The sequence below is a fragment of the Pseudomonas oryzae genome, from assembly GCF_900104805.1.
Lineage (GTDB): Bacteria > Pseudomonadota > Gammaproteobacteria > Pseudomonadales > Pseudomonadaceae > Geopseudomonas > Geopseudomonas oryzae.
Genome location: NZ_LT629751.1, coordinates 4,181,806 through 4,207,064 on the forward strand (window position 1 = coordinate 4,181,806; position 25,259 = coordinate 4,207,064).

Genomic DNA, 25,259 nt, shown 5'->3' on the forward strand with positions numbered 1-25,259 from the left:
GACCATGCAGGCAGGATGGAGACGGAACGGCAAGCGGCTGGGGGCGGCGCTGCTAGGCGGCCTGTGGCTGATCGCGGGCGGCGTGGCGGCGGATACCCTGGAGCGGGTGCAGGCGCGCGGCGCGCTGCGCTGCGCGGTGGACGGCACGCCCGGCTTCGGCGGCATCGATGGCAGCGGGCGTCCCGCCGGCTTCGATGTCGATTTCTGTCGCGCGGTGGCCGCGGCGGTGCTCGGCAGCGGCGCGGCGGTGGAGATCGAACGGGTCAACACGGCCAACAAGTTCAAGGCGCTGGCGCGCGGCGAAGTGGACATCGCCTTCGGCATGGCCACCTGGACCTACGGCCGCGACCTCGACCTGGGGGTGCGCTTCGTCACGCCGACCTTTTTCGACGGCCAGGCGCTGATGGTCTGGGCCGACAGCCCGGTGCGCCGTATGGAGGATGCCCGCGGACGCACGGTCTGCGTGCAGGCCGGCACCACCACGGCGGCCAACCTCGACGACCTGTCGCGCAGCCGCGATCTGGCGCTGCGGCCGCTGCCGGCCGCGCAGACCGAGGAGCGCCTCAACCGCTTCATCCGCCGCGACTGCGAGCTGGTCAGTGGCGACCGCTCGGAGCTGGCCGCCTCGCGGGCCAGCCGCATCGCCGATCCCGCGCGCTGGCGTCTGCTTGACGAAACCCTGTCGCGCGAGCCGCTGGGCCCCTACGTGGCGGCCGGCGACGAGCGCTGGTTCAACCTGGTGCGCTGGGTGATCAACGTCACCCTGCTCGGCGAGCTGCACGGGCTGGGTGGCGACAATCTCGGCGGGGTCGATGCCCGGGCGGGCCAGGAACTCCAGGCGCTGGCGGGGCGCCAGCCCGGACTGGGCAAGGCGTTGGGCCTGGACGATGGCTGGGCTCGCGAGGTGCTGGTGCAGGTGGGCAACTACGGGCAGATCTACGAGCGCAACCTAGGCAGCGCCAGCCCGCTGGCTCTGCCGCGAGGCTTCAACCGGCTGTGGCGCGACGGCGGGCTGTTCTTCCCGCCGCCGCTGCGCTGAGCCAGCGGGCAAGCGGCGCCCCGCAGGCGGGGCGCGGGCTTACTTGTTGCGGGTCAGCAGCGCCGGCTTCTCGCTGCGCGGACGGTTGTCCTGCTCCAGTTGCTCGAGTTGCTCGGCGGTGGGCAGGCGGTCGTTGCGCGAGGGCTTGCGCACGATCAGCGGCTGGGTGTCGCGCGGGCTGCGCACGGCCGCCGGTTCGCGGAGCGGCGCTTCGCGCAGCAGGCTGTCGCGGGCGCGCTGACCGATGTCGCGGCTGGCGCGGTTGGCACCGCCACCACTGCCACTACGGCTGCCCTGGTAGCCGCCCTGATTGCGGTTGCTGCCGCCCTGGCCGGGGCGGCCGCCGCGACCCTGCTTCTTGCCCTGGTAGGGGCTGACGTAGTCGACGCTGTTGCCGAAGTTGTCGTAGTCGTCGTCGAGGAATGCCTCCGGATCACGGTCCGGGCGCGCCGGCAGCGGCAGTTCGCCGGGGGCCAGCTGGATCACCGGCGGCTTGCCGCGACGCTGCTGGCCCTGGCCCTGCGCCTGGCTCTGACCGCCACGGCGGTTGCGGCCCTTGTCGCCACCCTGGCTGGCCGGCGCGGCGTTGTCGCCGCGGCCCTGACGCTCGCCGCGGGCCGGCTTGGCCTGCGTCTTGCCAGCCTGCTCGCCCTTGGCCGGCTTGGCGGCTTTGTCGCCCTTCTCGCTCTTCTCGCCCTTGGCGGTGCGCGGGGCACGCTCCTTGCGCTCCTGCTGCGGCAGGTCCTTGCGGCCGTGGCCACGGCCCTGGCGCGGCGGGCGCTCGTCGCTGTCGGCCGGCGCGGCTTCCACCACCTGGCTGGGATCGAAGCCCTGCATGTCGCCGTCGGGAATGCGCTGCTTGGTCAGCCGCTCGATGGCCTTGAGCAGCTTGTCCTCGTCGGGGGATACCAGCGAGATCGCCTCGCCGCTGCGCCCGGCGCGACCGGTCCGGCCGATGCGGTGGACGTAGTCCTCCTCGACGTTGGGCAGCTCGTAGTTGACCACGTGCGGCAGCTGGTCGATGTCCAGGCCGCGGGCGGCGATGTCGGTGGCGACCAGGATGCGGATGGCGTTGGCCTTGAAGTCGGCCAGCGCCTTGGTCCGCGCGTTCTGGCTCTTGTTGCCGTGGATCGCCGCCGCCGGCAGGCCCTGCTTGCACAGGTATTCGGCCAGACGGTTGGCGCCGTGCTTGGTGCGGGTGAACACCAGCACCTGCTCCCAGGCGCCGAGGGTCACCAGATGGGCGAGCAGGGCGCGCTTCTGGGTAGCGGCGATGCGGAACACGCGCTGCTCGATGCGTTCCACCGTGGTGTTCGGCGGGGTCACCTCGATGCGCTCGGGGTTGTGCAGCAGCTTGTTGGCCAGATCGACGATGTCGGTCGAGAAGGTCGCCGAGAACAGCAGGTTCTGGCGCTTGGCCGGCAGCTTGGCGAGCACCTTCTTGACGTCGTGGATGAAGCCCATGTCGAGCATGCGGTCGGCCTCGTCGAGGACGAGGATCTCCACGTGGCCGAGGTCGATGGCCTTCTGGTTGGCCAGGTCGAGCAGGCGGCCGGGGCAGGCGACCAGCACGTCGAGGCCCTTGGCCACCGCCTGGACCTGCGGGTTCATGCCGACGCCGCCGAAGATGCACGCGCTCTTCAGCGGCAGGTCGCGGGCGTACAGCTTGAAGCTGTCGTGCACCTGGGCGGCCAGCTCGCGGGTCGGGGTCAGTACCAGCACGCGCGGCTGCTTGGCGGCGTGGCGGTGTTCGCGGTCGGGGTGGCCGCCCGGGAACAGCAGTTCGAGCACCGGCAGGGCGAAGCCGCCGGTCTTGCCGGTACCGGTCTGCGCGGCGACCATCAGGTCGCGGCCCTGCAGCACGGCGGGGATGGCGCGTTGCTGCACCGGGGTGGGCTGGGTGTAGCCGGCGGCTTCGACGGCGTTGGCCAGAGCCTCGGAGAGACCGAGGGAAGTAAAGGACATGCGGGGTTCCTGTTTCATGTCGGCAACCCGCCGACTCGGGGGGGATCTACCGGCCACCGGCCGGTAGATCCCACGCGCATCATCATCGGCTGCGAACAGGGCGCGGGCTCGGCCCGCGCCCCCGCCCGACGGCCGTCGCCCTGCGCTGGGCGGCGGTCTGGACGGAAGGTCCGTAGCATTGCGAGAAGCCGGCCGCGCGGCGCGCGGGCAGGCTCACTGAGCCGGATGGCTCGACCTCAGGACTGCATCGCGCCGGCGTCGTGACCGAGCGCGGACCGCTTCTCAGCGGGGCAGCTTGAGGTTGTTCCAGATCGCCAGGCTCGGTTCAGCCTGGTTCAGGGTGTAGAAGTGCAGGCCGGGGGCGCCGCCGGCGAGGAGTTTCTCGCACATCTCGGTCACCACCTGCTCGCCGAACGCCTGGATGCTCTCCAGATCGTCGCCGTAGGCTTCCAGCTGCTTGCGCACCCAGCGCGGCAGTTCGGCGCCGCAGGCGTCGGAGAAGCGCGCCAGCTTGCTGTAGTTGGTGATCGGCATGATACCCGGAACGACCGGGATTTCGACACCCAGTTTGCGCACGCGTTCCACGAAGTAGAAGTAGCAGTCGGCGTTGAAGAAGTACTGGGTGATCGCGCTGTCGGCGCCGGCCTGGGCCTTGCGCACGAAATTGTGCAGATCATCCTCGAAACTGCGTGCCTGCGGGTGGACTTCCGGATAGGCGGCAACCTCGATGTGGAAGTGCTCGCCGGTTTCCGCACGGATGAACTCGACCAGCTCGTTGGCGTGGCGCAGTTCGCCGTTGGCCAGGCCCATGCCCGAGGGCAGGTCTCCGCGCAGGGCGACGATGCGCTGGATGCCGGCATCCTTGTAGGTGGTGAGCAGCTGGCGAAGCTCGGCCTTGGTGTCGCCGACGCAGGACAGGTGCGGGGCGGTCGGCACCTTCACCTCGCCGTCGAGCTGCAGCACGGTGTTCAGCGTGCGGTCGCGGGTCGAGCCGCCGGCGCCATAGGTGCAGGAGAAGAAGTCGGGATTGTAGCCGGCCAGCTGGCGGGCCACGTTCAGCAGTTTTTCATGCCCGGCTTCGGTCTTGCAGGGGAAGAACTCGAAGCTGTAGCGGCGTTCCTGGGACATGGAGTCGATCCGTTCAGACGTAGGGTGCGCCGTGCGCACCGGGGTAATCATCGCTGCGGATGGTGCGCGTGGCGCACCCTACGATGTGTCCGTGTGGCGTAGCCGGGGGAGGGAAACCGCGGCACGGGTTTCCCTCCCGGCACAGGCGTATCAGTAACGATAGCTGTCCGGCTTGAACGGGCCGGAGGCGTCGACGCCGATGTACTCGGCCTGCTTGCCGGTCAGGCGGGTGACCACGCCACCGAAGCCCTTGACCATCTCCAGGGCGACTTCCTCGTCGAGCTTCTTCGGCAGCACCTCGACGGTCAGGCGCGCGGCCTTGTCGGCGGCCGGCAGGTCGGCGAAGCGCGCGCCGTACAGGTGGATCTGCGCCAGCACCTGGTTGGCGAAGGAGCCGTCCATGATCCGGCTCGGGTGGCCGGTGGCGTTGCCCAGGTTCACCAGGCGGCCTTCGGCCAGCAGGATCAGGTAGTCGTCGTTGAGCGGATCGAAGCCGTCCTTGCCGGTGCGGTGGATCTTGTGCACCTGCGGCTTGACCTCTTCCCAGGCCCAGTTGGCGCGCATGAAGGCGGTGTCGATCTCGTTGTCGAAGTGGCCGATGTTGCACACCACGGCACGCTTCTTCAGCGCCTTGAGCATGTTGGCGTCGCAGACGTTGACGTTGCCGGTGGTGGTGACGATCAGGTCGATCTTGCCGAGCAACGCCTGGTCGATGCTGGCCTCAGTGCCGTCGTTCTCGCCGTTCAGGTAGGGGGAGACCACCTCGAAGCCGTCCATGCACGCCTGCATGGCGCAGATCGGGTCTATCTCGGACACCTTGACGATCATGCCTTCCTGGCGCAGCGACTGCGCCGAGCCCTTGCCCACGTCGCCGTAGCCGATCACCAGCGCCTGCTTGCCGGACAGCAGGTGGTCGGTGCCGCGCTTGATGGCGTCGTTGAGGCTGTGGCGGCAGCCGTACTTGTTGTCGTTCTTGCTCTTGGTCACCGAGTCGTTGACGTTGATCGCCGGGACCTTGAGGGTGCCGGCCTTGAGCATGTCGAGCAGGCGGTGCACGCCGGTGGTGGTTTCCTCGGTGATGCCGTGGATCCGCTCCAGCATCGCCGGGTAGCGCTCGTGGAGGATCTGGGTCAGGTCACCGCCGTCGTCCAGCACCATGTTGGCGTCCCACGGCTGACCGTCCTTGAGGATGGTCTGCTCGATGCACCACTCGTACTCCTCCTCGGTCTCGCCCTTCCAGGCGAACACCGGGATGCCGGCGGCGGCGATGGCGGCGGCGGCCTGGTCCTGGGTGGAGAAGATGTTGCAGGACGACCAGCGCACCTCGGCGCCGAGGGCGACCAGGGTCTCGATCAGCACCGCGGTCTGGATGGTCATGTGGATGCAGCCGAGGATCTTCGCGCCGGCCAGCGGCTTCTCCGCGGCGTACTTGCGGCGCAGGCCCATCAGCGCCGGCATCTCGGATTCGGCGATGATGATCTCGCGACGGCCCCAGTCGGCCAGGGTAATGTCGGCAACCTTGTAGTCGGCAAAAGCAGCGCTCATGCGTATCTCCATTCGTGTATGCGAATGGGCGCCGTTGAAGTCAGAAGCGGCGCCGCAGGAAGCGGACAGCCGGAGCGACAGCCGTCCGAGCCTGACAGGCGGCCGATGCACGGATCGGCGCAGAGCCTGCTGCAGCGCCCCTCGGACGGGTGGCGGGTTGCGGCGCGCGGCCGCAAGGAGCGGCGATTATAGCGGCGCGCGCGCGCAGGCCCAAGCTTTCCGTGCCGGCGGGCGGGCTGCGACAGCGCGACACGCCCGGTTACGCCGCACGGACTTGGCCGAGGCCGGCGATGCGCGGATACTGTCGCGCGTTTTCGACCCCACCCCGCGAGTTGCCATGATTGCCCGAACCCTGCTGTTGCTGGCCCTGTGCGGCCTGACCCTGACCGCCTGCGACCGTGTCGATCCCAACTCCCCGCTGGGCAAGCGCCAGACGCTGTTCAAGGACATGCTGAAGACCAGCGAGGACCTCGGCGGCATGATTCGCGGGCGCATCACCTTCGACGAGCAGCGCTTCGCCGCCGGTGCGCTCAAGCTCGACCAGCTGTCGCGCCAGCCCTGGCAGCACTTCCCGCAGGTGCGCGAGGAGGACAGCCGCGCCCGCAACGAGGTGTGGCAGCGCCAGGAGCGCTTCCAGCAGCTGGCCCGCGACCTCGAGGCCAACACCGCGGCGCTGGTCGCCGCCACCGCCACCCGGCCGCTCGAGGCCAAGGCGCTGGCCGCGCCGGTCGACCGCGTGGAAAAGGCCTGCAAGGCCTGCCATGAGGAGTTCCGCATCTACTGACGGCGCCTGCCGCTCAGAACCCCGCCACCCCGGCCGCCTGCAACCGGCGGCGCAGCGCGCCCACCTCGGGATGGGCGAAGAACGCCTGCAGCTGCCGGGCCTGGCGCGCGCCGGCGCCGGCGGCCTGCCAGTCGGCCGCGCCGCGGGCGGCCAGGGTCGTCCAGTCCGCCGCCAGGCGCGTATCGCCGGCCGCCGGCAGGCCGAGGGCGCGCAGCCAGGCGTGGAACGGCCGCTGGCGGGCCGCCTGCAGGCTGCGCCACAGGCGGCCCGCGCGCTGCGCGCCGAAGCCCGGCAGGGCGGTCAGGCGGTCCTGCTCCAGGTCCAGCCAGTCGAGCAGACCGTTGACCAGCCCGGCCTCCTGCAGCGAGCGCCAGGTGGCCGGGCCGACCCCGTCCAGCGCCAGGCCCTGTCGCCCGCCCAGCCACACCAGGCGGGCGTGGAGCTGGGCGGCGCAGCCCGGCTCGCCGGCGCGCCAGCAGCTCAGGGCGTGATGCCGCGCCGGATCGGGCACCGCCAGCGGCGCGCGTTCGCTGCCCTGCCAGACCACCCCCTCAAGGCGCGGGACGGTCAGCCCGGCGAGGCGCACCGCCACCTGATCGCCGGGGCGGATGTCCAGCTCGCGCCAGCGCCCGAGCGAGCCGACGCTGACCCGGGCGATGCGCCGGTCCTCCAGCAGCAGCGGCTCGAGGTGCAGCAGCGGGGTGATGCGGCCGCTGCGGCCGATGCGGAACTCCACCCGGCGTACCTCGGCCAGCGCCTGTTCGGCGGGGTACTTCCAGGCCACCGCCCAGTGCGGCGGCTCGGCGCGCCAGCGCGACGCCGGCGGGCGGCGGCCGTGGCGGATGACGATGCCGTCGCTGGCGAACGGCAACGGCTGGCGGTACCAGCGCTCGCGCCAGGCGGCGATGTCGTCGGCATGGCTCACCGCCAGGGTGTAGTCCGGGCTGTCGAAGCCCAGCCGGCGCAGGCCGGCCAGGCGCTCGGCCATCGCCTCGGGGCCTTGCGGCCAGTCCCAGACGAACAGGCCGATGCCCCGGCCGTCAGCCTCGCTCAGCGCTGCGCGGGCGAGCAGGCCGGCGACCCGGGCGCGCGCGCCGGCGCCGCCGTGCTCGGCCTGCACATGGTCGTCCAGCCGCCAGTACAGCTCGCCCTGCAGCAGCAGCCGCGCCGGCGCGCCGGGCAGTTCGGCGGGGATGGCGGGAATCCGCCGCGCGCTGGCGCTCCAGTCCTGGCCGTGGCGGCCGTCGCCACGGCTGATCACCCGTGCCAGGCGGCCGTCCTCGTAGATCAGGCTGACCGCCACGCCGTCGACCTTGGGCTGCACCCACAGGTCATCCTGGCCGGCGATCCAGGCTTCCACCGCGGCGGCATCGTCGAGCTTGGCCAGCCCGGTGTGCGCCACCGGATGGGCCAGCGGGCCGGCTGCGGCGGCCAGGGCATGGGGCGTGCGGGCCAGTGCCGGGAAGCAGCGGTTCCACTGCGCGAGGCGCGCGCGTGCCTGGTCGTAGAGGCTGTCGTCGATGGGGCTGCGGCCGTCGCGGTGATAGGCGCTGTCCCAGCCGGCGATGCGTTCGGCGAGGCTGTGCAGTTCATCGGCGGCGCGGGACTGTGGCCAGTCCGGGCATTCGGCGTGGGCGAGGGCGGGCAGCAGCAGGGCCAGCGCCAGGGCGGCGCCGGGCCATGCGGATGGGCGGCGGGGCATGAGGTGAGCGTCCTTGCTCGAGGGAGACGGCAGCTTAGCGGCGGCCGAGCGGGGTGGCTGTGCGCCGGGTCGCGGAACCGCGCACCTTTCGTCGGGCAAAAAAAAGACCCGGCAGAGCCGGGTCGAACGCCTTTCAAGCGCAAAGGGTGACGGTCAGCTCATGCCCAGCCAGTTCGGCAGGGCCAGGGAGATCGCCGGAATGTAGGTGATGATCACCAGGAAGCCGAGCAGCATCATCAGCCAGGGCATGGCGGCGCGGATCACCGCAGCCACCGGCATGCCGGTGACCGCCGAGGTGACGAACAGGTTGAGGCCCACCGGCGGGGTGATCAGGCCGATCTCCATGTTCACCACCATGATGATGCCGAGGTGGATCGGGTCGATGCCCAGCTGCACGGCGATGGGGAACAGGATCGGGGCGAGGATCAGGATGATCGCCGACGGCTCCATGAAGGCGCCGGCCACCAGCAGCACGATGTTCACCACCAGCAGGAACATCCACGGCGACAGGCCCATCTCGATCACCCAGGCGGTGATCTGCTGGGGAATCTGCTCGGTGGTCAGCACGTGGGCGAACAGCATGGCGTTGGCGATGATGAACATCAGCATGATGCTCAGCTTGGCCGACTCGAGGATCACCTTCGGACATTCGCGCAGGGTCATGTCCTTGTAGACGAACAGGGCGACGAAGCCGGAGTACACCGCCGCCACCGCGGCCGCCTCGGTGGGGGTGAACATGCCCGAGTAGATGCCGCCGAGGATGATCACCATCAGCAGCAGGCCCCAGATCGCCTTGCGCGCGGCGCTCAGCCACTCGCGGAAGGAGGCGCGCGGCAGCGCCGGCAGGTTCTTCTTCACCGCGATGATGTAGATCGCCGCCATCAGCACCACGCCGAGCAGGATGCCCGGCACCACGCCGGCCATGAACAGCTTGCCGACCGAGGTCTCGGTGGCGGCGGCGTACACCACCATCACCACCGACGGCGGGATGAGGATGCCCAGGGTGCCGGCGTTGCAGACGATGCCGGCGCCGAACGCCTGCGGGTAGCCGGAGCGCACCATGCCGGCGATGGCGATCGAGCCGACCGCGGCGACGGTGGCCGGGCTGGAGCCGGACAGCGCGGCGAACAGCATGCACGCCAGCACCGCGCCGATCGCCAGGCCGCCGCGGATGTGGCCGACGCAGGCGTTGGCGAAGTCGATCAGCCGGCGCGCCACGCCGCCGGTGGTCATGAAGGCGCCGGCGAGCAGGAAGAACGGAATCGCCAGCAGGGTGTAGTGCTCGGAGGTTTCGAACAGCTTGATCGCCAGCGAGCGTACCGAGTCCTCGCTGAAGATCATGATGGTCAGCGAGCCGGCCAGGCCCAGCGACACGGCGATCGGCACGCCCATGAACATCAGCACGAACAGGGCGAGGAACAGGAACAGGATGGTCATTTGCCGTGCTCCTCGTGCTCGGTCAGCTTGATCGCCTCGGCGGCTTCGTCGGCCAGGCCCAGGCCGGTCTGGCGGTTGGTGAGGATGCGCACGAAGATCTCGGCGAAGCGGATGAACACCATGGCGAAGCCGAACGGCACGATCAGGCCGATGTGCCACTGCTGCACGCCGAAGTGGCCGAGGTCCTCGGCGCCGATGGCGGCGGTGAACAGGGTCTGGGCCCACGAGAAGCTGGCCACGCTGAGCAGGCCGGCGTAGCCCAGGCAGGCCAGGCAGCCGAGCAGGCCGATGATGCGCTGCACCGGCTTGCTGGCCAGCTTGACCAGCGCGTCGACGCCGATGTGGCCGGCGGTGCGCACGCCGTAGGCCAGGCCGAAGAAGATCAGCCAGGCGAACAGCGCCTTGGTCAGCGCGTTGCTCCAGGTCATCGCCTGGGCGAGGTCGAGGATGAAGTCGCCGATGGCGAAGAAGAAGTCGCCGGCGCCCTCGAAGCGGTCGCCGAGGTTGTAGAACAGGGTGTACAGGTTGTTGAGGATGACGTAGACGAACGTCACCAGGGTCATGGCCGTCAGCAGGAAGACGATGAAGCCTTCCTCGAAGCGATCCCAGACCAGGCGCAAGGCGTTCATGGCAGGTTTCTCCGCTGGAAAGAAGTGCGGGGCGGGCGTCGGGCAGCGCTGCGGCTGTCGACGGCGCCCGCCCCGCGGGCGAACCAGTCGCTTGGATGAAGCTTAGTTGGCGGCGTTGGCTGCCTCGGCTGCCTTGATCAGGTCGGCGCCGATCTCACCCTCGAACTTCTTCCACACCGGTTTCATCGCCTCGCGCCACTTGGCGCGCTGCTCGTCGTTCAGGGCGATGATCTCGGTGGTCTTGGCGTCGAGGATGCGCTGCTTGTCGCCCTGGTTGAGGGCGTCGGCCTGCTTGTTCACCTCGACGGTCACCTCTTCCATGATCTTCGCCAGCTCGCCGCGCACGTCTTCCGGCAGGCCGTTCCAGAACTTGGTGTTGGTGATCACCATGTAGTCCAGCACGCCATGGTTGGACTCGGTGATGTACTTCTGCACCTCGTGCATCTTCTGCGAGTAGATGTTCGAGTAGGGGTTCTCGGCGCCGTTGACCACGCCGGTCTGCAGGCCCTGGTAGACCTCGGCGAAGCTCATCTTGCGCGGGTTGGCGCGCACCGCCTTGAACTGCTCCTCGAGCACCGCGGAGGCCTGCACGCGGAACTTCAGGCCGCGGGCGTCCTTGGGCTCGTACAGCGGCTTGTTGGCCGACAGCTGCTTCATGCCGTTGTGCCAGTAGCCCAGGCCGGTGATGCCCTTGCCTTCCATCGAGGTCAGCAGCGCCTTGCCCTGCGGGCTGTTCTGGAAGCGGTCGACCGCGGCGATGTCGTCGAACAGGAACGGCAGGTCGAAGATCTGCACCTGCTTGGTGTACTGCTCGAACTTGGCCAGCGACGGGGCGATGATCTGCACGTCGCCGAGCAGCAGGGCCTCCATCTCCTTGCCGTCACCGAACAGCGAGGAGTTCGGGTAGACCTCGACCTTCACCTTGCCCGGCAGGCGTTCCTCGGCCAGCTTCTTGAACAGCATGGCGCCCTGGCCCTTGGGGGTGTTCTCGGCGACCACGTGGGAGAACTTGATGACCACCGGATCGGCGGCCTGGGCCAGGCCGGCGACGGCGAGCGAAAGGGCGCAGGCGAGCGCCTTGGCAGTGAGCTTGAACATGCGGGGTCTTCCTCGTTGTTGTGATGACGCAGCTTGATCGGCGTTACCCGGCGGCGGCCTGTCCGGCCGCCGCGACCGGCGGAGAGAGGGGGAACCGGTCGGTGCGGCGGACAGGACGGCGCAGGATGTCCTGAGCTTAGCAACCGCTATGCCAGAGCGTGGCAATCTGCCGCGGGGCGCGCCGGGAACTGCGCGCGGAGCGCTCTGTCACGCGGCCTGGCGAGGAGATGTAGACCTTGGTCGTAGCCGCCCGGCGGGCTGCTGGCGGACGCCGGGACGGCGTCCGGGGCGAGGAGAATGGCGGTGGGCTGGCGGAAATCCGCCGCCTCAGTCGAGCTCGTCGTGCGGATTTCCGCCAGCCTCGCCGAGGCTCAGACCGTGCTTGCGCAGCTTGTCGTGCAGGGTCTTGCGCGGCACGCCGAGCGCCTCGGCCAGACTGCGCAGCGAGGCGTGGCCGTGGGCCAGCTCGGCGGCGATCAGGTTGCGCTCGAAGGCCTCCACCCGCGCCGCCAGGTTGCCCTCGCCCGGCAGATCCGGCAGCGCCGCGCCGAGGTCGAGGCCAAGGTCCAGGCCGAGGGCGAAGCGCTCGGCGGCGTTCTGCAGCTCGCGCACGTTGCCCGGCCAGGCGTGGCCGAGCAGGGCGGCGCGCTCGCCGGTGTCCGGCTCGCGCAGCGGCAGGCCGTGGCGCTGCGCCGCCGAGGCGCAGAAGTGGCGGAACAGCAGCAGCACGTCGTCGCCGCGCTCGCGCAGCGGCGGGATGCGCAGCGGCGCGACGTTGAGACGGTAGTAGAGGTCGGCGCGGAAGCGGCCCTGGTCGGCGGCCACGCGCAGGTCCTCCTTGGTCGCCGCAATTACCCGGATGTCCAGCGGGATCAGCTGGTTGGAGCCGAGGCGCTCGACCACCCGCTCCTGCAGCATGCGCAGCAGCTTGACCTGCACGTCGAGGCTCATGCTCTCGATCTCGTCGAGGAACAGGGTGCCGCCGTTGGCGTACTCGAACTTGCCGATGCGCCGCTTGCTGGCGCCGGTGAAGGCGCCGGCCTCGTGGCCGAACAGCTCGCTCTCCACCACCGACTCGGCCAGCGCGCCGGCGTTGATCGCCACGAACGGGCCGTCGCGACGGCTGGACAGATCGTGCAGGGCGCGCGCCACCACCTCCTTGCCGCTGCCGGTCTCGCCGAGGATCAGCACGTCGGCGCTGGTCGCGGCCAGCGCGGCGACCTGCTGGCGCAGGCGCACGAGGCCCGGCGACAGGCCGATCAGGCGGCCCTCGAGGGCGTCGCGGCCGGACAGGGTCTGGCGCAGCTGGCGGTTCTCCAGCACCAGGCGGCGCATCGCCAGGCCGCGGCGCACGCCGTCGAGCAGGGTGTCGCTGGGGAACGGCTTCTCGAGGAAGTCCCAGGCGCCGGCGCGCATCGCCTGCACCGCCAGCGGCACGTCGCCGTGGCCGGTGATGAGGATCACCGGCAGTTCGGCGTCGCGGCCGTGCAGCTGTTCGAGCAATTGCAGGCCGTCGATGCCCGGCATGCGGATGTCGCTGACCACCACCCCCGGCCAGTCCGCCGGCAGCGCCGCCGCCAGGCCGCGCGCGTCGCCGCGCGCCTCGACCCTGAGGCCGGCCAGATCGAGGGTCTGCGCCAGCGCCTGACGCAGGTGCGGGTCGTCGTCGACCAGCAGCACTTCGGTGGTGGCGGCGACGCCGGGTGCGGAACTCATGGGCGATCCTCCGGGGACTGGGTGCCGGGGCCGGCGCTGGCCGGCAGCAGGTTGAGGGTGACCAGCGCGCCGCCCTGCGGATGGTTGGCCAGCAGCAGCTCGCCGCCGAGGGCGCGGGTCAGGCTGTCGCAGATGGCCAGGCCGAGGCCGAGGCCGCGCGCGGTGGTCTTGGTGGTGAAGAACGGCTCGCGGGCGCGCTCCAGCGCCTCGGCGGAAAAGCCCGGGCCGTTGTCGCGCAGGGTCAGGCTGATGCGCCCGTCGGCCAGGGGCTGCGCGCTGAGCCACAGGCGCCGCGGCGGCGCCTTCTCGCTCATCGCGTCGAAGGCGTTGGCCAGCAGGTTGCCGAGCACCTGGCGCAGGCGCGTCTCGCCGGCCTGCACCCACAGGGTGGCGTCCGGCAGGTCGCGCAGCAGCTCCACCTCCAGGGCGCGGCGGCGCTGGGCGAGCAGGGCCAGGGCGTCGTCCAGCGCCGGCTGCAGGGCCACGGTCTCCGGCGCCTTGCGGTCGCGGCGGGCGAAGGCCTTGAGGTGGCTGATGATCGAGGCCATGCGCGCGGTCAGCTCGCTGATCAGCTTGAGGTTGCCGCGCGCATCCTCGACCCGGCCGTGGTCGAGCAGCACGCCGGCGTTGTCGGCGTAGCTGCGGATCGCCGCGAGCGGCTGGTTGAGTTCGTGGCTGATGCTGGCGCTCATGGTGCCCAGCGCCGACAGCTTGCCGGCCTGCACCAGCTCGTCCTGGGCGCGCACCAGCTCCTGCTGGGCCTGCTCGCGCTCGAGCACCTCCTGCTTGAGGCGCTCGGTCAGCGCCAGCAGGTCCTCGGTGCGCTCGGCGACGCGCTGCTCCAGCTCGCGGCGGGTGCGCGCATCGATGGCCAGGCGCTCGAGCAGGTGGCGGCGGCGCTGCAGCAGCACCGCGGCGAGCAGCAGCACGGCGAGCAGGGTCGCTCCGGCGATGGCCATCACGCTCTGCACCGGGCGTTCGATCAGGCTGCGCGGGGCGAGGATGCTCGCCGTCCAGCCGGTTTCCTCGAGGGTGCTGCTCTGGCGCAGCCAGTCCCGCTCGACCAGCGCCAGCGGCTGCGGCGTCTGGGTCGGATAGGGCAGGTTGGCGGCGATGTCGGCGCGCTCGCCGGCGCTCAGCTCGCGGGTGGCGCGGAAGCGCCAGTCCGGCCGCGAGGTGAGGATCACCACGCCGTGGGCGTCGGTGACCAGCAGCTGCTCCGGGGTGCTGCCGAGCAGCGTCTCGGTGTGGTCGAGGTCGACCTTGACCACCAGCACGCCGAGCACCTCGTGGCCGTCGCGCACCGCCGCGGCGAAGAAGTAGCCGCGCTTGCCCGAGGTGGTGCCGAGGCCGAAGAACTGGCCGAGGCGACCGGCCAGCGCCTCGCGGAAGTACGGGCGGAAGGCGAAGTTGCGTCCGACGAAGGCGTCGAACTCGCTCCAGTTGGACGCCGCCAGGGTCAGCCCGGCGGGGTTCATCAGGTAGATCACGTCGGCGCCGCTCTGATCGCGCACGCGCTTGAGCAGCTGGTTGGCGGCATTGATGGTGTCGGCGTCCTCGGCGGCGCGCAGCGCGGCGCGCAGCGCCGGCAGGTCGCCGAGGATGTGCGGCAGGGCCTCGTAGCGGCGCAGGGTGCCGCGCAGGTTGGCCACGTACAGCTCGAGGGTCTGCGCGTTCTGCTCGGCGACCCGCTCGCTGTAGTAGCGGGTCGCCAGGTGCTCGATCGGCCACAGCAGCGGCGCGAGCAGCACGGCGAGCAGGACCAGGGTGCGCCAGCGGGGGCGGGAGAACAGGTTGAGCGCGGTGGGCATGGCGGGGGTCGCTTGCGGATCGGCGCGCATTATGTGGCGCCGGCCAGACAGTCGGCCAGCGCCTGGCGCCAGTCGGGCAGCGCCACGCCCCAGTCGCGCGCCAGCGCGGCGCAGTCCAGCCGCGAGTCGGTCGGGCGCGCCACCGCGCTGGGGTAGTCGGCGCTGGCGATCGGCAGCAGCCGCGCGCAGGGCTCGCCGCGCACGCGCAGGTCGGCGGCGATCGCGCAGGCCAGCTCGTACCAGCTGGCGCCGCCGGCGCAGCTGGCGTGGTACAGGCCGGCCGGGCCGGGAGCGCCGGCGGCGAGGCGCGCCACCAGCGCCGCCGTCGCGTCGGCCAGCGCCGCGCAACTGGTCGGGTTGCCGAACTGGTCGGCGACCACCCGCACCTCGGCGCGCTCGCGCAGCAGGCGCTGCATGGTCAGCAGGAAGTTGCGGCCGTGGCGGCTGTACAGCCAGCTGCTGCGCAGAATCAGGTGCGCCCCGCCGACGGCGGCGATCGCCAGCTCGCCGGCCCGCTTGCTCTGGCCGTAGAGGTTGAGCGGCGCGCAGGCGTCGTCCTCGCGGTAGGGGCGGCCGAGGCGCCCGTCGAACACGTAGTCGCTGGAGTAGTGCAGCAGCCAGGCGCCCAGCGCCGCCGCCTCCTCGGCCAGCGCGGCGGGTGCGGCGGCGTTGACCGCGAAGGCCGCTTCCGGCTCGCGCTCGGCCTGCTCCACCGCGGTGTACGCCGCGGCGTTGACCACCAGTTGCGGGCGCGCGCGCTGCAGGTAGCGGCGCAGGGCGGGCAGGTCGCGCAGATCCAGCGTGGCGCGGCTCGGCGTGAGCAGCTCGCCGTGGCCGGCCAGGCGCGGGGCGAGGGCGTGGCCGAGCTGGCCGCCGGCGCCGAGCAGGAGGATCTTCACGGGAACACCTCGGCGTCGGCGAGGGCGAGGCCTTGGGCATCGCGCGGCGACAGCAGCGGCACGCCGGCCAGCGGCCAGGCGATGGCCAGGCGCGGATCGTCCCAGCGCAGGCAGCGCTCGTGCGCCGGGCTGTAGCCGGCGGTGGTCTTGTACAGGACGACGCTGGCGTCGGCCAGGCTGAGGAAGCCGTGGGCGAAGCCCGGCGGAATCCACAGCTGGCGGCGGTTTTCCGCGCTCAGCTCGACCCCGTGCCAGCGGCCGAAGCGCGGCGAGGCGCGGCGCAGGTCGACCACCACGTCGAACACCGCGCCCTGCACCACGCGCACCAGCTTGCCCTGCGCCATGGGCGGCAGCTGGTAGTGCAGGCCGCGCAGCACGCCGCGGTGCGAGACCGAGTGGTTGTCCTGGACGAACTCGGCCTGCACTCCGGTCAGTTCGGCGAAGGTGCGCGCGTTCCAGCTCTCGAAGAAGCAGCCGCGCGCGTCCTCGAACACCCTGGGCTCGAGGATCAGCACGCCGTCGAGGGCGGTGGCGATGGCCTTCACGGTAGCTCCTCGAGCAGGCGCGTCAGGTACTGGCCGTAGCTGCTGTGCCCGTGCAGGCGGGCGCGTGCGGCCAGCCGCTGGCGGTCGATCCAGCCCTGCTGCAGGGCGATCTCCTCCAGGCAGGCGATCTTCAGGCCCTGGCGGTGCTCGATGGTCTGCACGTACTGCGCCGCCTCCAGCAGGCTGTCGTGGGTGCCGGTGTCGAGCCAGGCGAAGCCGCGGCCGAGGCGCTCGACCTGCAGCTCGCCGAGGGCCAGGTAGGCGTTGTTGACCTCGGTGATCTCCAGCTCGCCGCGCGCCGAGGGCTTGAGCTGCGCGGCGATGGCCAGGGCGCGGCGGTCGTAGACGTACAGCCCGGTCACCGCGTAGCGCGACTTCGGCTTGAGCGGCTTCTCCTCGATCGACCGCGCGCGGCCGTCGGCGTCGAACTCGATCACGCCGAAGCGCTCGGGGTCGCTGACCTGGTAGCCGAACACCGTGGCGCCGGGGCGGCCGAGCGCCTGGCGCAGCGCGGCGATGAAGTGCGGGCCGTGGAACAGGTTGTCGCCGAGGATCAGGCAGATACGCTCGTCGTCGCCGATGAAGGGCGCGGCGATCAGCAGCGCCTGGGCAATGCCCTCCGGGCGCGGCTGCTCGGCGTAGCTCAGGCGCACGCCGAAGGCGCTGCCGTCGCCCAGCAGACGCTCGAACAGCGGCCGCTCGTGCGGCGTGGTGATGATCAGGATGTCGCGGATGCCGGCCAGCAGCAGCACCGACAGCGGGTAGTAGATCAGCGGCTTGTCGTACACCGGCAGCAGCTGCTTGGACAGGCCGAGGGTCAGCGGATACAGGCGGCTGCCGCTGCCGCCGGCGAGGACGATGCCCTTCATGCGCCGCGCCCCAGGCGCTGCGCCGGATCGTGCTCGGCGAGCACCTCGGCGCACCAGTCGCGGTGCTGCAGGTACCACTGCACGGTCTGGCGCAGGCCGCTGGCGAAGGACTCCTGCGGCGCCCAGCCCAGCTCGCCCATCAGCTTGCCCGGGTTCACCGCGTAGCGGCGGTCGTGGCCGGGGCGGTCGGGCACCGAGTGGATCAGCTGGCGGTAGTGCTGCACGCCGGCCGGCTTGTGCGGCGCCAGCTCCTCGAGCAGGTCGCACAGGGTCTCGGCCACCGCGCGGTTGCTGCGCTCGCTCTGCCCGCCGACCAGGTAGCTCTGCCCCGGCGTGCCACGCTCGAGGATCAGCTGCAGGGCGCGGGCGTGGTCCTCGACGTACAGCCAGTCGCGCACCTGCAGGCCGTCGCCGTACAGCGGCAGCGGCTGGCCGGCGAGGGCGTTGAACAGCAGGCGCGGGATCAGCTTCTCGGGGAACTGGCGCGGGCCGTAGTTGTTCGAGCAGTTGCCGAGCAGCACCGGCAGGCCGTAGGTGCGCCCCCAGGCGCGCACCAGATGGTCGGCGCCGGCCTTGCTCGCCGCGTAGGGCGAGCTGGGCGCGTAGGGCGTGCCCTCGTCGAACGGCGGCGCGTCCGGCGCCAGGTCGCCGAACACCTCGTCGGTGGACACGTGGAGGAAGCGGAACGCCGCCCGCTCCGCCGCCGGCAGCGCCTGCCAGTGCGCGCGCGCCGCTTCCAGCAGGGTGAAGGTGCCGACCAGGTTGGTCTGGATGAACGCCGCCGGGCCGTCGATCGAGCGGTCGACGTGCGACTCGGCCGCCAGGTGCACCACCGCCTGCGGACGGAACTCGGCGAACAGTCGGGCGAGCAGCGTGGCGTCGCCGATGTCGCCGTGGACGAAACGATGGCGCGGCTGGTCCGCCACCTCGCGCAGCGAGGCGAGGTGGCCGGCGTAGGTCAGCTTGTCCAGGTCGAGCAGCTCGTGCCCGCTGTGGCGGATCAGCTGGAGCACCAGCGCCGAGCCGATGAAGCCGGCACCGCCGGTGAGCAGGATGCGCATGCGCGGTCTCCGCAGGTCATTTCCGGTAACGGCGCCGGGCTGGCTCCGCTGCGTGGCGCGGGCGAAGATGGCCGCCCGCCGCCCTGCCACAAGGATACCCGATGCCACCGCCTGCCGCCCCGGAGCCCCGATGCTGACCCTCGACCTCGGCCCGCTGGCCTTGCCGGTGCGCTACCTGCTCCTGCTGCTGGCCTTCACCGTCGCCTGGGTCTGCGGCTGGTGGGTCGGGCGCCGCCAGCGCCTCGACCCCGAACCCACCCTGTTCGCCATGCTGCTCGGCGGCCTGCTGCTGGCGCGGCTGGCCTTCGTGCTGCAGTACGCCGACGACTACGCCGCCGCGCCTTGGCAGGCGCTGGACATCCGCGACGGCGGCTTCCTGCTCTGGCCCGGCGTGCTCGGCGCGCTGCTGATCGGCACCTTCCAGGCCTGGCGGCGCGCACCGCTGCGCCGCCCGCTGGCGCTTGGCGTGCTGGCCGGCGCGCTGGTCTGGGGCGGGGCCAGCCTGGCCCTGCACCGGCTCGAACGCGCCGGCCAACTGCCCGAGCTGGTCCTGCGCGACCTCGCCGGCCGCCCCGTGCCACTGGCCGAACTGCGCGGCCAGCCGCTGGTGGTCAACCTCTGGGCCAGCTGGTGCCCGCCATGCCGGCGCGAGATGCCGGTGCTGCTGGCCGCGCGGCACAGTGAGCCCGGCGTGCGCTTCCTGCTGGTCAACCAGGGCGAGGGCGCCGCCGAGGTGGCCGCCTTTCTCGCCCGCCAGGGCATCGCCGCCGAGGATGTGCTGCTCGACGGCGGCAACCAGCTCGGCCAGCTGGCCGGCTCGCGCGCCCTGCCGACCACCCTGTTCTACGACGCCGCCGGCCGCCTGCGCCACAGCCACCTGGGCGAGCTGTCCCCCGCCAGCCTGCGCCACGCCCTGCAGTTCATCCGCCAGCCCCCAGGGGATGGCGCAAGACCCTGAAGATTCAGGCATTTTCCGGTTTACTCCGGCGCCTCAGCCGCTATAATTCCGACCCATTGCCGGTATAGCTCAGCTGGTAGAGCAACTGACTTGTAATCAGTAGGTCCCGGGTTCGATTCCTGGTGCCGGCACCATCACACTTCACGCCAAAGGCTCGCAGCGATGCGGGCCTTTGGCGTTTTTGGGTGTTTGGGGGCTTCTTGGGCTTCTGAGGTGACGTGGTGGACGGCGATGGCCCCGTCCGCGTTACCCCGGCATGCGTTTGGCTTCGCCTAGCGCACCCCGTATGCGCTGAGTGAAGTCCGACTCCTCGCGATAGGTCATCACCAAGCGGTCGATGGCGCGGGTCATGGCGACGTAGAGCAGGCGCGCATCCTCGGCTGTCGAATCGGCCGACTTGGGTAGCTCGTGCAGGCCGGGGATCAACACCAAGCCGAACTCCAGGCCTTTGCTGGAGTGCATGCTCACAACCTTGACCGAGTCCTGGTCGCCGTACAGATTGCCTTTGCCCTGACTGGATAGCCCAGACGCGGAGGGAATGCCCTCGCGCTGCAGAACCTGCTCGAGCTGCCTGCCTTGGTTGTTGCTGCGATAGATCACCGCCATATCGTTGTAGGCACGCCCTTGGCCATGTTCGTAGCGAATGCGTTCGACGATGCAGTGCCATTCCTGCCAATCCGATTGGCAGTGCAGCAACTCCGGCAGCGGGCCGCGGCGGCCGGCGCTTTCCGGGGTGATCATGGGCACGCCATCCTCGCTCGCATCGCGGGCGGTGAGCAGTTCGGTGGCGAAGCTGCGCGCTAACGTCAGCACTTCCAGCGTATTGCGGTAGTTCACGCGCAGGATGGTGGTGCGCCCCTGAGCCTGGATACCGACGCTGGCAAAGCTGAAATCGAGCTTCGCCTTGCGCCCTTGGTCGCGATAGATGGATTGGGCATCGTCGTAGAGCACCAGCAGGGAGTTGGTCTCGGGATCGACCATCTGCACTGCCAGTTTGAACCACTCCGGTTGGAAGTCGTGGCCTTCGTCGATCAGCACGGCGCCGTATTGGCCGCTGGGTATACAGCCGTTGGTGACAGCGGCATAGGTGATGTCCACCGCCTGCGCCATTTTCTTATCCATCGGCAGTTTGAAGTCTGGTGGCTCGATACCGAAGGTTTTCAACTGCTCGTAGCACCAAGCGTGAAAGTTGCGTACCACGACTTTCTCGCCCAAGCCGCGCTCGGTCATGACCTGCTGGAGGCGCCCCGCCAGTGAGCGGTTGTAGCAAAGCACCAGGATCGGCTTGTTCAGGGTGCTGGCCAGATGTGCGCAGCGGTAGCCGAGGATCATGGTCTTGCCGCTGCCGGCGGCGCCATGGATGACCCGGTGTCCCTCGCCCAGGGAGCGGGCCAGTTGCTCTTGCTGCAGATCCATTACCTTGATCAGGCTGGGTAGCGGCGCTTGCTGTTCCGAGAACAGGCCGAACTGTCCCGGAGTACTGTTGACGCGTATCTCGGGGTAGAGGTGATAGCGTACCCGGTCGAGCTGCGACTGGCCCAGGTTGCACGGGAAGCTCTGGTAGAACATGTCCCACAGCCGTTGCTGAAACACCTCATCTTCCACGCCCTCGGTCATTTCGTCCTGGAACAGCACATGCGTGGGGTCCAGCACTTCCGCGAGGTCGGTCTGTTCGAACTGGCGCCGAGTAATGGCTGTCAACACGACGCCCCAGCCGTAGGGCATCACCAATGCGCCAGTGTATTTCGAGCCTGGTGGCTGTTTCAGTTCCGGGTCTTTCTGCAGTGTGGTGACCACTTCCAGCACATGGGCGCGCGCTTGGGTCATGGGGTTACGCACCGACTTCAACTGGCCGTCGACGAACAACTCGGCTTTGCCGCGATCCATGCTGCGGATGCTGTCCAGTTTCCAGTCTTTGACCTCTAGTACCAACACGCCGCGTTGCGGATGCATCACCACAAAGTCCGGCTGCAAGGCTTTGGGGCCTACCGGCACGTTGAACCAGCACAGGTAATCGTCATCGAGCTTCTTTTCCAGACGCTCGGCCAGTCGCCGCTCGCCGTTGGTATCAAAGCGGCAGGCGGAACGGGAAGGGAAGAATTTGGCCATTACAGGGATGCCTTCCATGGTGTGCCCGCTGGGCACGGCTACAGATCAACGATAAGCCAGTGCCGAATTATCCCCGGCGCTGGCCAAGCCGGCGCAACAATACGCCAGCCAGCATAAACAAAAGCTGCTCGGTACTTAGGGTTGCACTGCAAACACCACACTCATCGGCTTGCTCCCGCTATGGCTCTGGTAGTTCACCTTGCCGTAGTAGCGGAACGGCGCCGCCTTACCGTTTTCCAGTTTGTTGTCCCGCACGAACAGGTGCAGGTCGATGCCCAGTGCCGCGTGGTGGATGATCTCCTTGCCGCGCTTGTTGTCGGGCGCCGTCTGGTTCTGCGTCTGCCAGTGGAAATGCTGCTCGTCGATCCAGTGATCCCGATAGCGCAGGTCTTCCGCCTTGCCCTGTTTGTTCAGGGTGACCAACAGCACATGGGCATTACGCTCGTCGATCACCACATGTCCGCTGTTCCAACTGCCGGGATTGAACTCGACGCCGAACAGCGGCGGGATGTCTTCGCGCTTAAAGCGCTGGCCCACCTGCATCTCTAGCGGGTCGATGACCGCTTTCAGGCGGGCGAAGGTGCGCAGCTGTTCCCGGAGTTCGTCCGTGACCTGAATATCGGCGTAGTCGGGGTTGTTGGCGCGCAGGCGGTATTGGCCGTTGGCGTCCTTGAGGACTTTGCGCAACAGGTATTGGTTGTCGCCGGATTCGTCCTGGCGTTCGATGGCCACGGTTTCGCCGGTGATCTTGCCGGCGCTGTCGCTGCCGACCACCTCCAGCAATAGGTAGTCGCCGTCACGGATCGGCTGTTTGCCGCCATTCATGGAGTTGCCGGAAGCGCGGGCGAGGAAGTGGCGGCTGGGGTCGAGATTGCCATAGTGGCTGCCGAGCGAGCGGTATTCCTCGTAATCGGCGCGGCTGCTGCGGAAGTGGCCGCAGGCGATTTTCAGGCTGGGGAAATAGGCCAGCTCCACTTGTTGCGGGCGATTCGGCAGTGGCAGCACATTATCGTCGGCTGGCTTGAGGCGCGTGGCATAGCTGGTCAGGCGGTAATCCACCAGTTCCTGCACCATTTCGCTCAGTGGCGCTATCGCCGGTTCAGCGATGACGAGATTGCCGATGAATAGCCCTTCTTCGCTGCTGAAGTAACGGCCGCCGGTCCAGGCGGCGATGGGGTTCCTTTTCCAGTAGCTCAGCCAATCGGCTGGCATCTGGCGCGCGCCTTGGTAGTCCTCGGGCAGATCGCCGAGCAGCGGGCGACGGCGCTGCAGCACCTGCCAGGAGCGCTCGGCCAACTGCTCCATGCGGATCGCTTCGCGCCAGCCGTCCAGTTCCTGGAAGGCTTCCAGCAGCACCATCTTGTAGCTCTTGGTCATCGCGGTGGTTTCCAGCTCGCGCAGGAAGTCGCCGTGCTTGGCGATGAGCTGGCGCCCGACCTCGGGCAGTTCGCTTTCCTCGCTGGCGACCAAGGCGAACCAGTGGCCGTGCTGGCGGCGCATGTCCTGCAAGCTGGCGCCCGAGCGGTAGAACTCGGTCAGGCTAGGGCGGCGGCCGAGCACTTCGCGCAGGCTGCGGTAGTCGCTTTGCACGCTGTCGCTGTCCAGCGATTTGAGGAAGTCGATGAACTGCAGGTCGTAATTGACGAAGCAGCCCTCCGGCAGATCCAGCTGGCCTTGTTCTGCCTTACGGGCGAATTCGGCCAGTTGCCGATGGTTCATGCTGCGGTTCATCAGCGCCATCGGCTTGTGCAGGAAGCTCTGGTGGTTGGCGACGAAGTCGAGCACCACCAATCGGTCCTTGCCGTCCGCCTTGCGCAGGCCGCGGCCGAGCTGCTGGAGAAAGAGGATCTTCGACTCGGTAGGGCGCAGCATCATCACCGTGTCGATGCTCGGCAGGTCGACGCCCTCGTTGAACAGGTCGACGGAGAACAGCACCTGCAACTGGCCGGCGCTCAGTCGCTGAAGCGCTTCGCCGCGCGACAGCGGCGAGTCGGCGTATACCGCGGCGGCGCGCACGCCCTGCTTGCGGAAGTAGTCGGCCATGAAGTCGGCGTGGCGGGTCGACACGCAAAAAGCCAGGGTGCGCTGCTGGGCGTGCAGGCGCCAGGTGCTCAGCGCATGGCGGGCGCGGCCGAGGGTGGCCAGCTTGTTGCCGAGCAACTCGGGATCGAAGCGGCCGTTGCGCCAGGGAATGGCCTGATAGTCCACGTCGTCGTCGAAGATGCCGTAGTAGTGGAAGGGCACCAGCAGCCGTTCGGTGACGCCGCAGAACAGGTCGCTCTGGTAGACCAGATTGTCGTCGCACAGGGCGAGGATGTCGGCGTTGTCGGTGCGATCCGGGGTGGCGGTCAGGCCGAGTAGGAAGGCCGGGGCGAAATGCTGCAGCAGGCTGCGATAGGTCGGTGCCGAGGCGTGGTGGAATTCGTCGACCACCAGGTAATCGAAGTGCTGTGGCTTGAAGCGCTGCAGGTGCTCGGCCTTGCCGAGGGTCTGCACCGAGGCGCAGAGGATGTCGACCTGATAGTCGCGTTGCTGGCCGCGATAGAAACCGATGCGCGCCGAGGGCTGGATACGCGCGAAGGTCGCCGCCGCCTGGTTGAGGATTTCCTCGCGGTGGGCGACGAACAGTACGCGGCGCGCGCCCATTTGCTTGACGTCGAAGGCGGCCAGCCAGGTCTTGCCCAAGCCGGTGGCCAGCACCACCAGGCCGCGCAGGTAGCCTTCGGTGCGAGTGGCGCTGAGCGCCTGCAGGGCTTCGCGCTGGATCTTGCTGGGCGTCGGCGGCGGCTCGCTTTCGGTGCTGCCCGGCTCGAATGCTTGTGTCGGCGGGATGCGGCGCTTCTCGTAGGCATCGATCCAGGCATCGCTGAGTTCGGCACAGCGCGGGTGGGCGAACAGCTCGTCAAAGCGCCGTTGCGCTTCCAGATAGCCGTCATCGCCGGGGTAGTCGATCCGGTAGTTCCATTCCAGGCCCTGTTGCAGCGCCTGGCGGCTGATATTGCTGGAACCGATGAAGGCGCGCCCCCAGTCCTGGCCGGCGAACAGGTAGGCCTTGAGGTGGAAGCTGCTGCCGCTGCTCTGGTAGACGCGCACCTGGGCGCCTTGCTCGGCCAGCAGCATCAGCAGGCGCAGGGCCTCCGGATCGGTGACGTCCAGATAGTCGCTGGTCAGGATGCGCACTTGCGCCGGCGGCAGCGCGGATTCGTTGCGTTGCAGGGACTCCAGCAGGTCGGGCAGCAGCAGGCGTAGGCCGGTGGTCTTGATGAAGGCGACCGCCATGTCGACCTGATGCGCCTGGTGGATGGCGGCGCACAGGTGCGGCAGGAAGGGATGCGCCTCGCCGCCGGTCACCAGCTTGCTGGGCGCCTTGTGCAGCAGGGCGTTGAGCCACTGCTCGCTGCGGCCGGGGCGTTGGTCCGCGCTGCTCCAGTATTGCGTGCGGGTCAGGCCGGGCAGCGGCTGGACCCAGGCGGCGAGGCGCGCTTCGTCGGCATCGGTGAAGTGGCGCTCGTGGTGCAGGCGCTCGCTCTGGCCGCGCTTGAAGCTGCAGTACAGCACCCCGCCGGGCTTGAGCGCCCGCCACAGGCGGGCGAAGGCGTCCGGCAGTCGGTTTTCCGCTACATGCAGCAGGCTAGCGCAGGCCCAGATGCCGTCGTAGCGCTCGACTTCGTGGACCTCGGTGAAGCACCGCACCGGCACCGCCTGGCCGAGCAGTTGGCTGGCGTGTTCGGCCATCTGCGGGCAGGCATCGAAGGCGCTGACGCTATGGCCGAGTTGTTGGAAGGCCAAGGCATCGCGGCCCGAGCCGCAGCCGGCGTCGAGTATCTGCGCGTTGGCCGGCAGTGCGGCGAGAAAGGGCGCGTAAAGCGCCTGCATGTCCACCTGCAGGGTGTCGGCGATGAACTGCTGGGCGTTGCGGGCGTAGTAGGTGTCGGTGCTACTCACTGGGGAACTCCGGTTTCAG

The 25,259-nt window shown here is 69.5% G+C and carries 18 protein-coding genes, 1 tRNA gene and 1 riboswitch; of the genes, 4 read left to right on the forward strand and 15 right to left on the reverse strand.

Going from position 1 to position 25,259, the window contains the following annotated elements; all coding sequences use genetic code 11:
* The first annotated feature begins 4 nt into the window (after positions 1–4).
* Positions 5–1,039, forward strand: a complete 1,035-nt coding sequence (locus BLT78_RS19050) for a transporter substrate-binding domain-containing protein (protein WP_090351429.1) — start codon at positions 5–7, stop codon at positions 1,037–1,039.
* A 39-nt stretch (positions 1,040–1,078) separates the two neighbouring features.
* On the opposite strand, the gene BLT78_RS19055 is transcribed toward BLT78_RS19050, so the two are convergent.
* From BLT78_RS19055 to ahcY, 3 genes are all read right to left on the reverse strand, one after another.
* On the reverse strand, positions 1,079–3,004 hold the full coding sequence (locus BLT78_RS19055) for a DEAD/DEAH box helicase (RefSeq protein WP_172830810.1): 1,926 nt from the start codon (positions 3,002–3,004) through the stop codon (positions 1,079–1,081).
* Between the two features lie 282 nt (positions 3,005–3,286).
* Positions 3,287–4,132 carry a methylenetetrahydrofolate reductase [NAD(P)H] gene (metF, locus tag BLT78_RS19060; protein WP_090351431.1) on the reverse strand — a complete coding sequence of 282 codons (846 nt, stop codon included), beginning with the start codon at positions 4,130–4,132 and terminating at the stop codon, positions 3,287–3,289.
* Positions 4,133–4,282: 150 nt separating this feature from the next.
* Positions 4,283–5,677: an adenosylhomocysteinase gene (gene ahcY / locus BLT78_RS19065; RefSeq protein WP_231975656.1), complete on the reverse strand. Its 1,395-nt coding sequence runs from the start codon at positions 5,675–5,677 to the stop codon at positions 4,283–4,285.
* A gap of 19 nt (positions 5,678–5,696) precedes the next feature.
* A riboswitch (S-adenosyl-L-homocysteine riboswitch) is annotated at positions 5,697–5,826 on the reverse strand.
* 188 nt (positions 5,827–6,014) lie between these two features.
* On the opposite strand from ahcY, the gene BLT78_RS19070 reads away from it, so the two are divergent.
* Entirely contained in the window at positions 6,015–6,461 is a 447-nt protein-coding gene (locus tag BLT78_RS19070) for a c-type cytochrome (RefSeq protein ID WP_090351435.1), read from the forward strand.
* Positions 6,462–6,474: 13 nt separating this feature from the next.
* Here the strand turns inward: BLT78_RS19070 and ligB are convergent, their stop codons facing one another.
* The 10 genes from ligB to rfbB all read right to left on the reverse strand — a co-directional run bounded on the left by ligB (position 6,475) and on the right by rfbB (position 18,228).
* Positions 6,475–8,163 (reverse strand): NAD-dependent DNA ligase LigB, encoded by a 1,689-nt coding sequence (ligB, locus tag BLT78_RS19075; protein ID WP_090351437.1) that lies wholly within the window; start codon positions 8,161–8,163, stop codon positions 6,475–6,477.
* 153 nt (positions 8,164–8,316) lie between these two features.
* Entirely contained in the window at positions 8,317–9,600 is a 1,284-nt protein-coding gene (gene dctM / locus BLT78_RS19080; RefSeq protein ID WP_090351439.1) for a C4-dicarboxylate TRAP transporter large permease protein DctM, read from the reverse strand.
* A complete protein-coding gene (locus tag BLT78_RS19085; protein ID WP_090351440.1) occupies positions 9,597–10,229 on the reverse strand; it encodes a TRAP transporter small permease in 633 nt (210 codons plus the stop codon). The genes dctM and BLT78_RS19085 overlap by 4 nt, the downstream gene beginning before the upstream one ends.
* A 102-nt stretch (positions 10,230–10,331) precedes the next feature.
* Positions 10,332–11,327 carry a C4-dicarboxylate TRAP substrate-binding protein DctP gene (gene dctP, locus BLT78_RS19090; RefSeq protein ID WP_090351442.1) on the reverse strand — a complete coding sequence of 332 codons (996 nt, stop codon included), beginning with the start codon at positions 11,325–11,327 and terminating at the stop codon, positions 10,332–10,334.
* A gap of 327 nt (positions 11,328–11,654) precedes the next feature.
* Positions 11,655–13,043: a sigma-54-dependent transcriptional regulator gene (locus BLT78_RS19095; protein WP_090351443.1), complete on the reverse strand. Its 1,389-nt coding sequence runs from the start codon at positions 13,041–13,043 to the stop codon at positions 11,655–11,657.
* Positions 13,040–14,854, reverse strand: a complete 1,815-nt coding sequence (locus BLT78_RS19100) for a sensor histidine kinase (RefSeq protein ID WP_090352418.1) — start codon at positions 14,852–14,854, stop codon at positions 13,040–13,042. Before BLT78_RS19100 ends, BLT78_RS19095 begins: the two co-directional genes overlap by 4 nt.
* Before the next feature lie 29 nt (positions 14,855–14,883).
* Positions 14,884–15,753 carry a dTDP-4-dehydrorhamnose reductase gene (rfbD, locus tag BLT78_RS19105; RefSeq protein WP_090351445.1) on the reverse strand — a complete coding sequence of 290 codons (870 nt, stop codon included), beginning with the start codon at positions 15,751–15,753 and terminating at the stop codon, positions 14,884–14,886.
* Positions 15,750–16,298 (reverse strand): dTDP-4-dehydrorhamnose 3,5-epimerase, encoded by a 549-nt coding sequence (gene rfbC / locus BLT78_RS19110; RefSeq protein ID WP_090351446.1) that lies wholly within the window; start codon positions 16,296–16,298, stop codon positions 15,750–15,752. Before rfbC ends, rfbD begins: the two co-directional genes overlap by 4 nt.
* The gene (gene rfbA, locus BLT78_RS19115; RefSeq protein ID WP_090351448.1) at positions 16,295–17,167 is read right to left on the reverse strand and encodes a glucose-1-phosphate thymidylyltransferase RfbA; all 873 of its coding nucleotides are present in this window, start codon (positions 17,165–17,167) and stop codon (positions 16,295–16,297) included. The genes rfbC and rfbA overlap by 4 nt, the downstream gene beginning before the upstream one ends.
* Positions 17,164–18,228 carry a dTDP-glucose 4,6-dehydratase gene (gene rfbB, locus BLT78_RS19120; RefSeq protein WP_090351450.1) on the reverse strand — a complete coding sequence of 355 codons (1,065 nt, stop codon included), beginning with the start codon at positions 18,226–18,228 and terminating at the stop codon, positions 17,164–17,166. Before rfbB ends, rfbA begins: the two co-directional genes overlap by 4 nt.
* A 130-nt stretch (positions 18,229–18,358) precedes the next feature.
* Between rfbB and BLT78_RS19125 the strand changes: the two genes are divergently transcribed.
* Both BLT78_RS19125 and BLT78_RS19130 read left to right on the forward strand, forming a co-directional pair.
* Positions 18,359–19,186, forward strand: a complete 828-nt coding sequence (locus BLT78_RS19125; RefSeq protein WP_090351452.1) for a TlpA family protein disulfide reductase — start codon at positions 18,359–18,361, stop codon at positions 19,184–19,186.
* Positions 19,187–19,244: 58 nt separating this feature from the next.
* Positions 19,245–19,320, forward strand: a tRNA-Thr gene (locus BLT78_RS19130).
* 112 nt (positions 19,321–19,432) lie between these two features.
* Here the strand turns inward: BLT78_RS19130 and BLT78_RS19135 are convergent.
* Together BLT78_RS19135 and BLT78_RS19140 are read right to left on the reverse strand one after the other, a co-directional pair.
* Complete coding sequence (locus tag BLT78_RS19135; protein ID WP_090351453.1) at positions 19,433–21,295, reverse strand: 3'-5' exonuclease; 1,863 nt, start codon at positions 21,293–21,295, stop codon at positions 19,433–19,435.
* Between the two features lie 135 nt (positions 21,296–21,430).
* On the reverse strand, positions 21,431–25,240 hold the full coding sequence (locus tag BLT78_RS19140) for a DUF3427 domain-containing protein (protein WP_197673124.1): 3,810 nt from the start codon (positions 25,238–25,240) through the stop codon (positions 21,431–21,433).
* Positions 25,241–25,259: the final 19 nt, after the last annotated feature.

Bases quoted from the DNA above. Each gene is read 5' to 3' on its own strand.
- BLT78_RS19050 (WP_090351429.1), top strand. From the start codon at position 5: ATGCAGGCAGGATGGAGACGGAACGGCAAGCGGCTGGGGGCGGCGCTG.
- BLT78_RS19055 (WP_172830810.1), bottom strand. From the start codon at position 3,004: ATGTCCTTTACTTCCCTCGGTCTCTCCGAGGCTCTGGCCAACGCCGTC.
- metF (WP_090351431.1), bottom strand. From the start codon at position 4,132: ATGTCCCAGGAACGCCGCTACAGCTTCGAGTTCTTCCCCTGCAAGACC.
- ahcY (WP_231975656.1), bottom strand. From the start codon at position 5,677: ATGAGCGCTGCTTTTGCCGACTACAAGGTTGCCGACATTACCCTGGCC.
- BLT78_RS19070 (WP_090351435.1), top strand. From the start codon at position 6,015: ATGATTGCCCGAACCCTGCTGTTGCTGGCCCTGTGCGGCCTGACCCTG.
- ligB (WP_090351437.1), bottom strand. From the start codon at position 8,163: ATGCCCCGCCGCCCATCCGCATGGCCCGGCGCCGCCCTGGCGCTGGCC.
- dctM (WP_090351439.1), bottom strand. From the start codon at position 9,600: ATGACCATCCTGTTCCTGTTCCTCGCCCTGTTCGTGCTGATGTTCATG.
- BLT78_RS19085 (WP_090351440.1), bottom strand. From the start codon at position 10,229: ATGAACGCCTTGCGCCTGGTCTGGGATCGCTTCGAGGAAGGCTTCATC.
- dctP (WP_090351442.1), bottom strand. From the start codon at position 11,327: ATGTTCAAGCTCACTGCCAAGGCGCTCGCCTGCGCCCTTTCGCTCGCC.
- BLT78_RS19095 (WP_090351443.1), bottom strand. From the start codon at position 13,043: ATGAGTTCCGCACCCGGCGTCGCCGCCACCACCGAAGTGCTGCTGGTC.
- BLT78_RS19100 (WP_090352418.1), bottom strand. From the start codon at position 14,854: ATGCCCACCGCGCTCAACCTGTTCTCCCGCCCCCGCTGGCGCACCCTG.
- rfbA (WP_090351448.1), bottom strand. From the start codon at position 17,167: ATGAAGGGCATCGTCCTCGCCGGCGGCAGCGGCAGCCGCCTGTATCCG.
- rfbB (WP_090351450.1), bottom strand. From the start codon at position 18,228: ATGCGCATCCTGCTCACCGGCGGTGCCGGCTTCATCGGCTCGGCGCTG.
- BLT78_RS19125 (WP_090351452.1), top strand. From the start codon at position 18,359: ATGCTGACCCTCGACCTCGGCCCGCTGGCCTTGCCGGTGCGCTACCTG.
- BLT78_RS19135 (WP_090351453.1), bottom strand. From the start codon at position 21,295: ATGGCCAAATTCTTCCCTTCCCGTTCCGCCTGCCGCTTTGATACCAAC.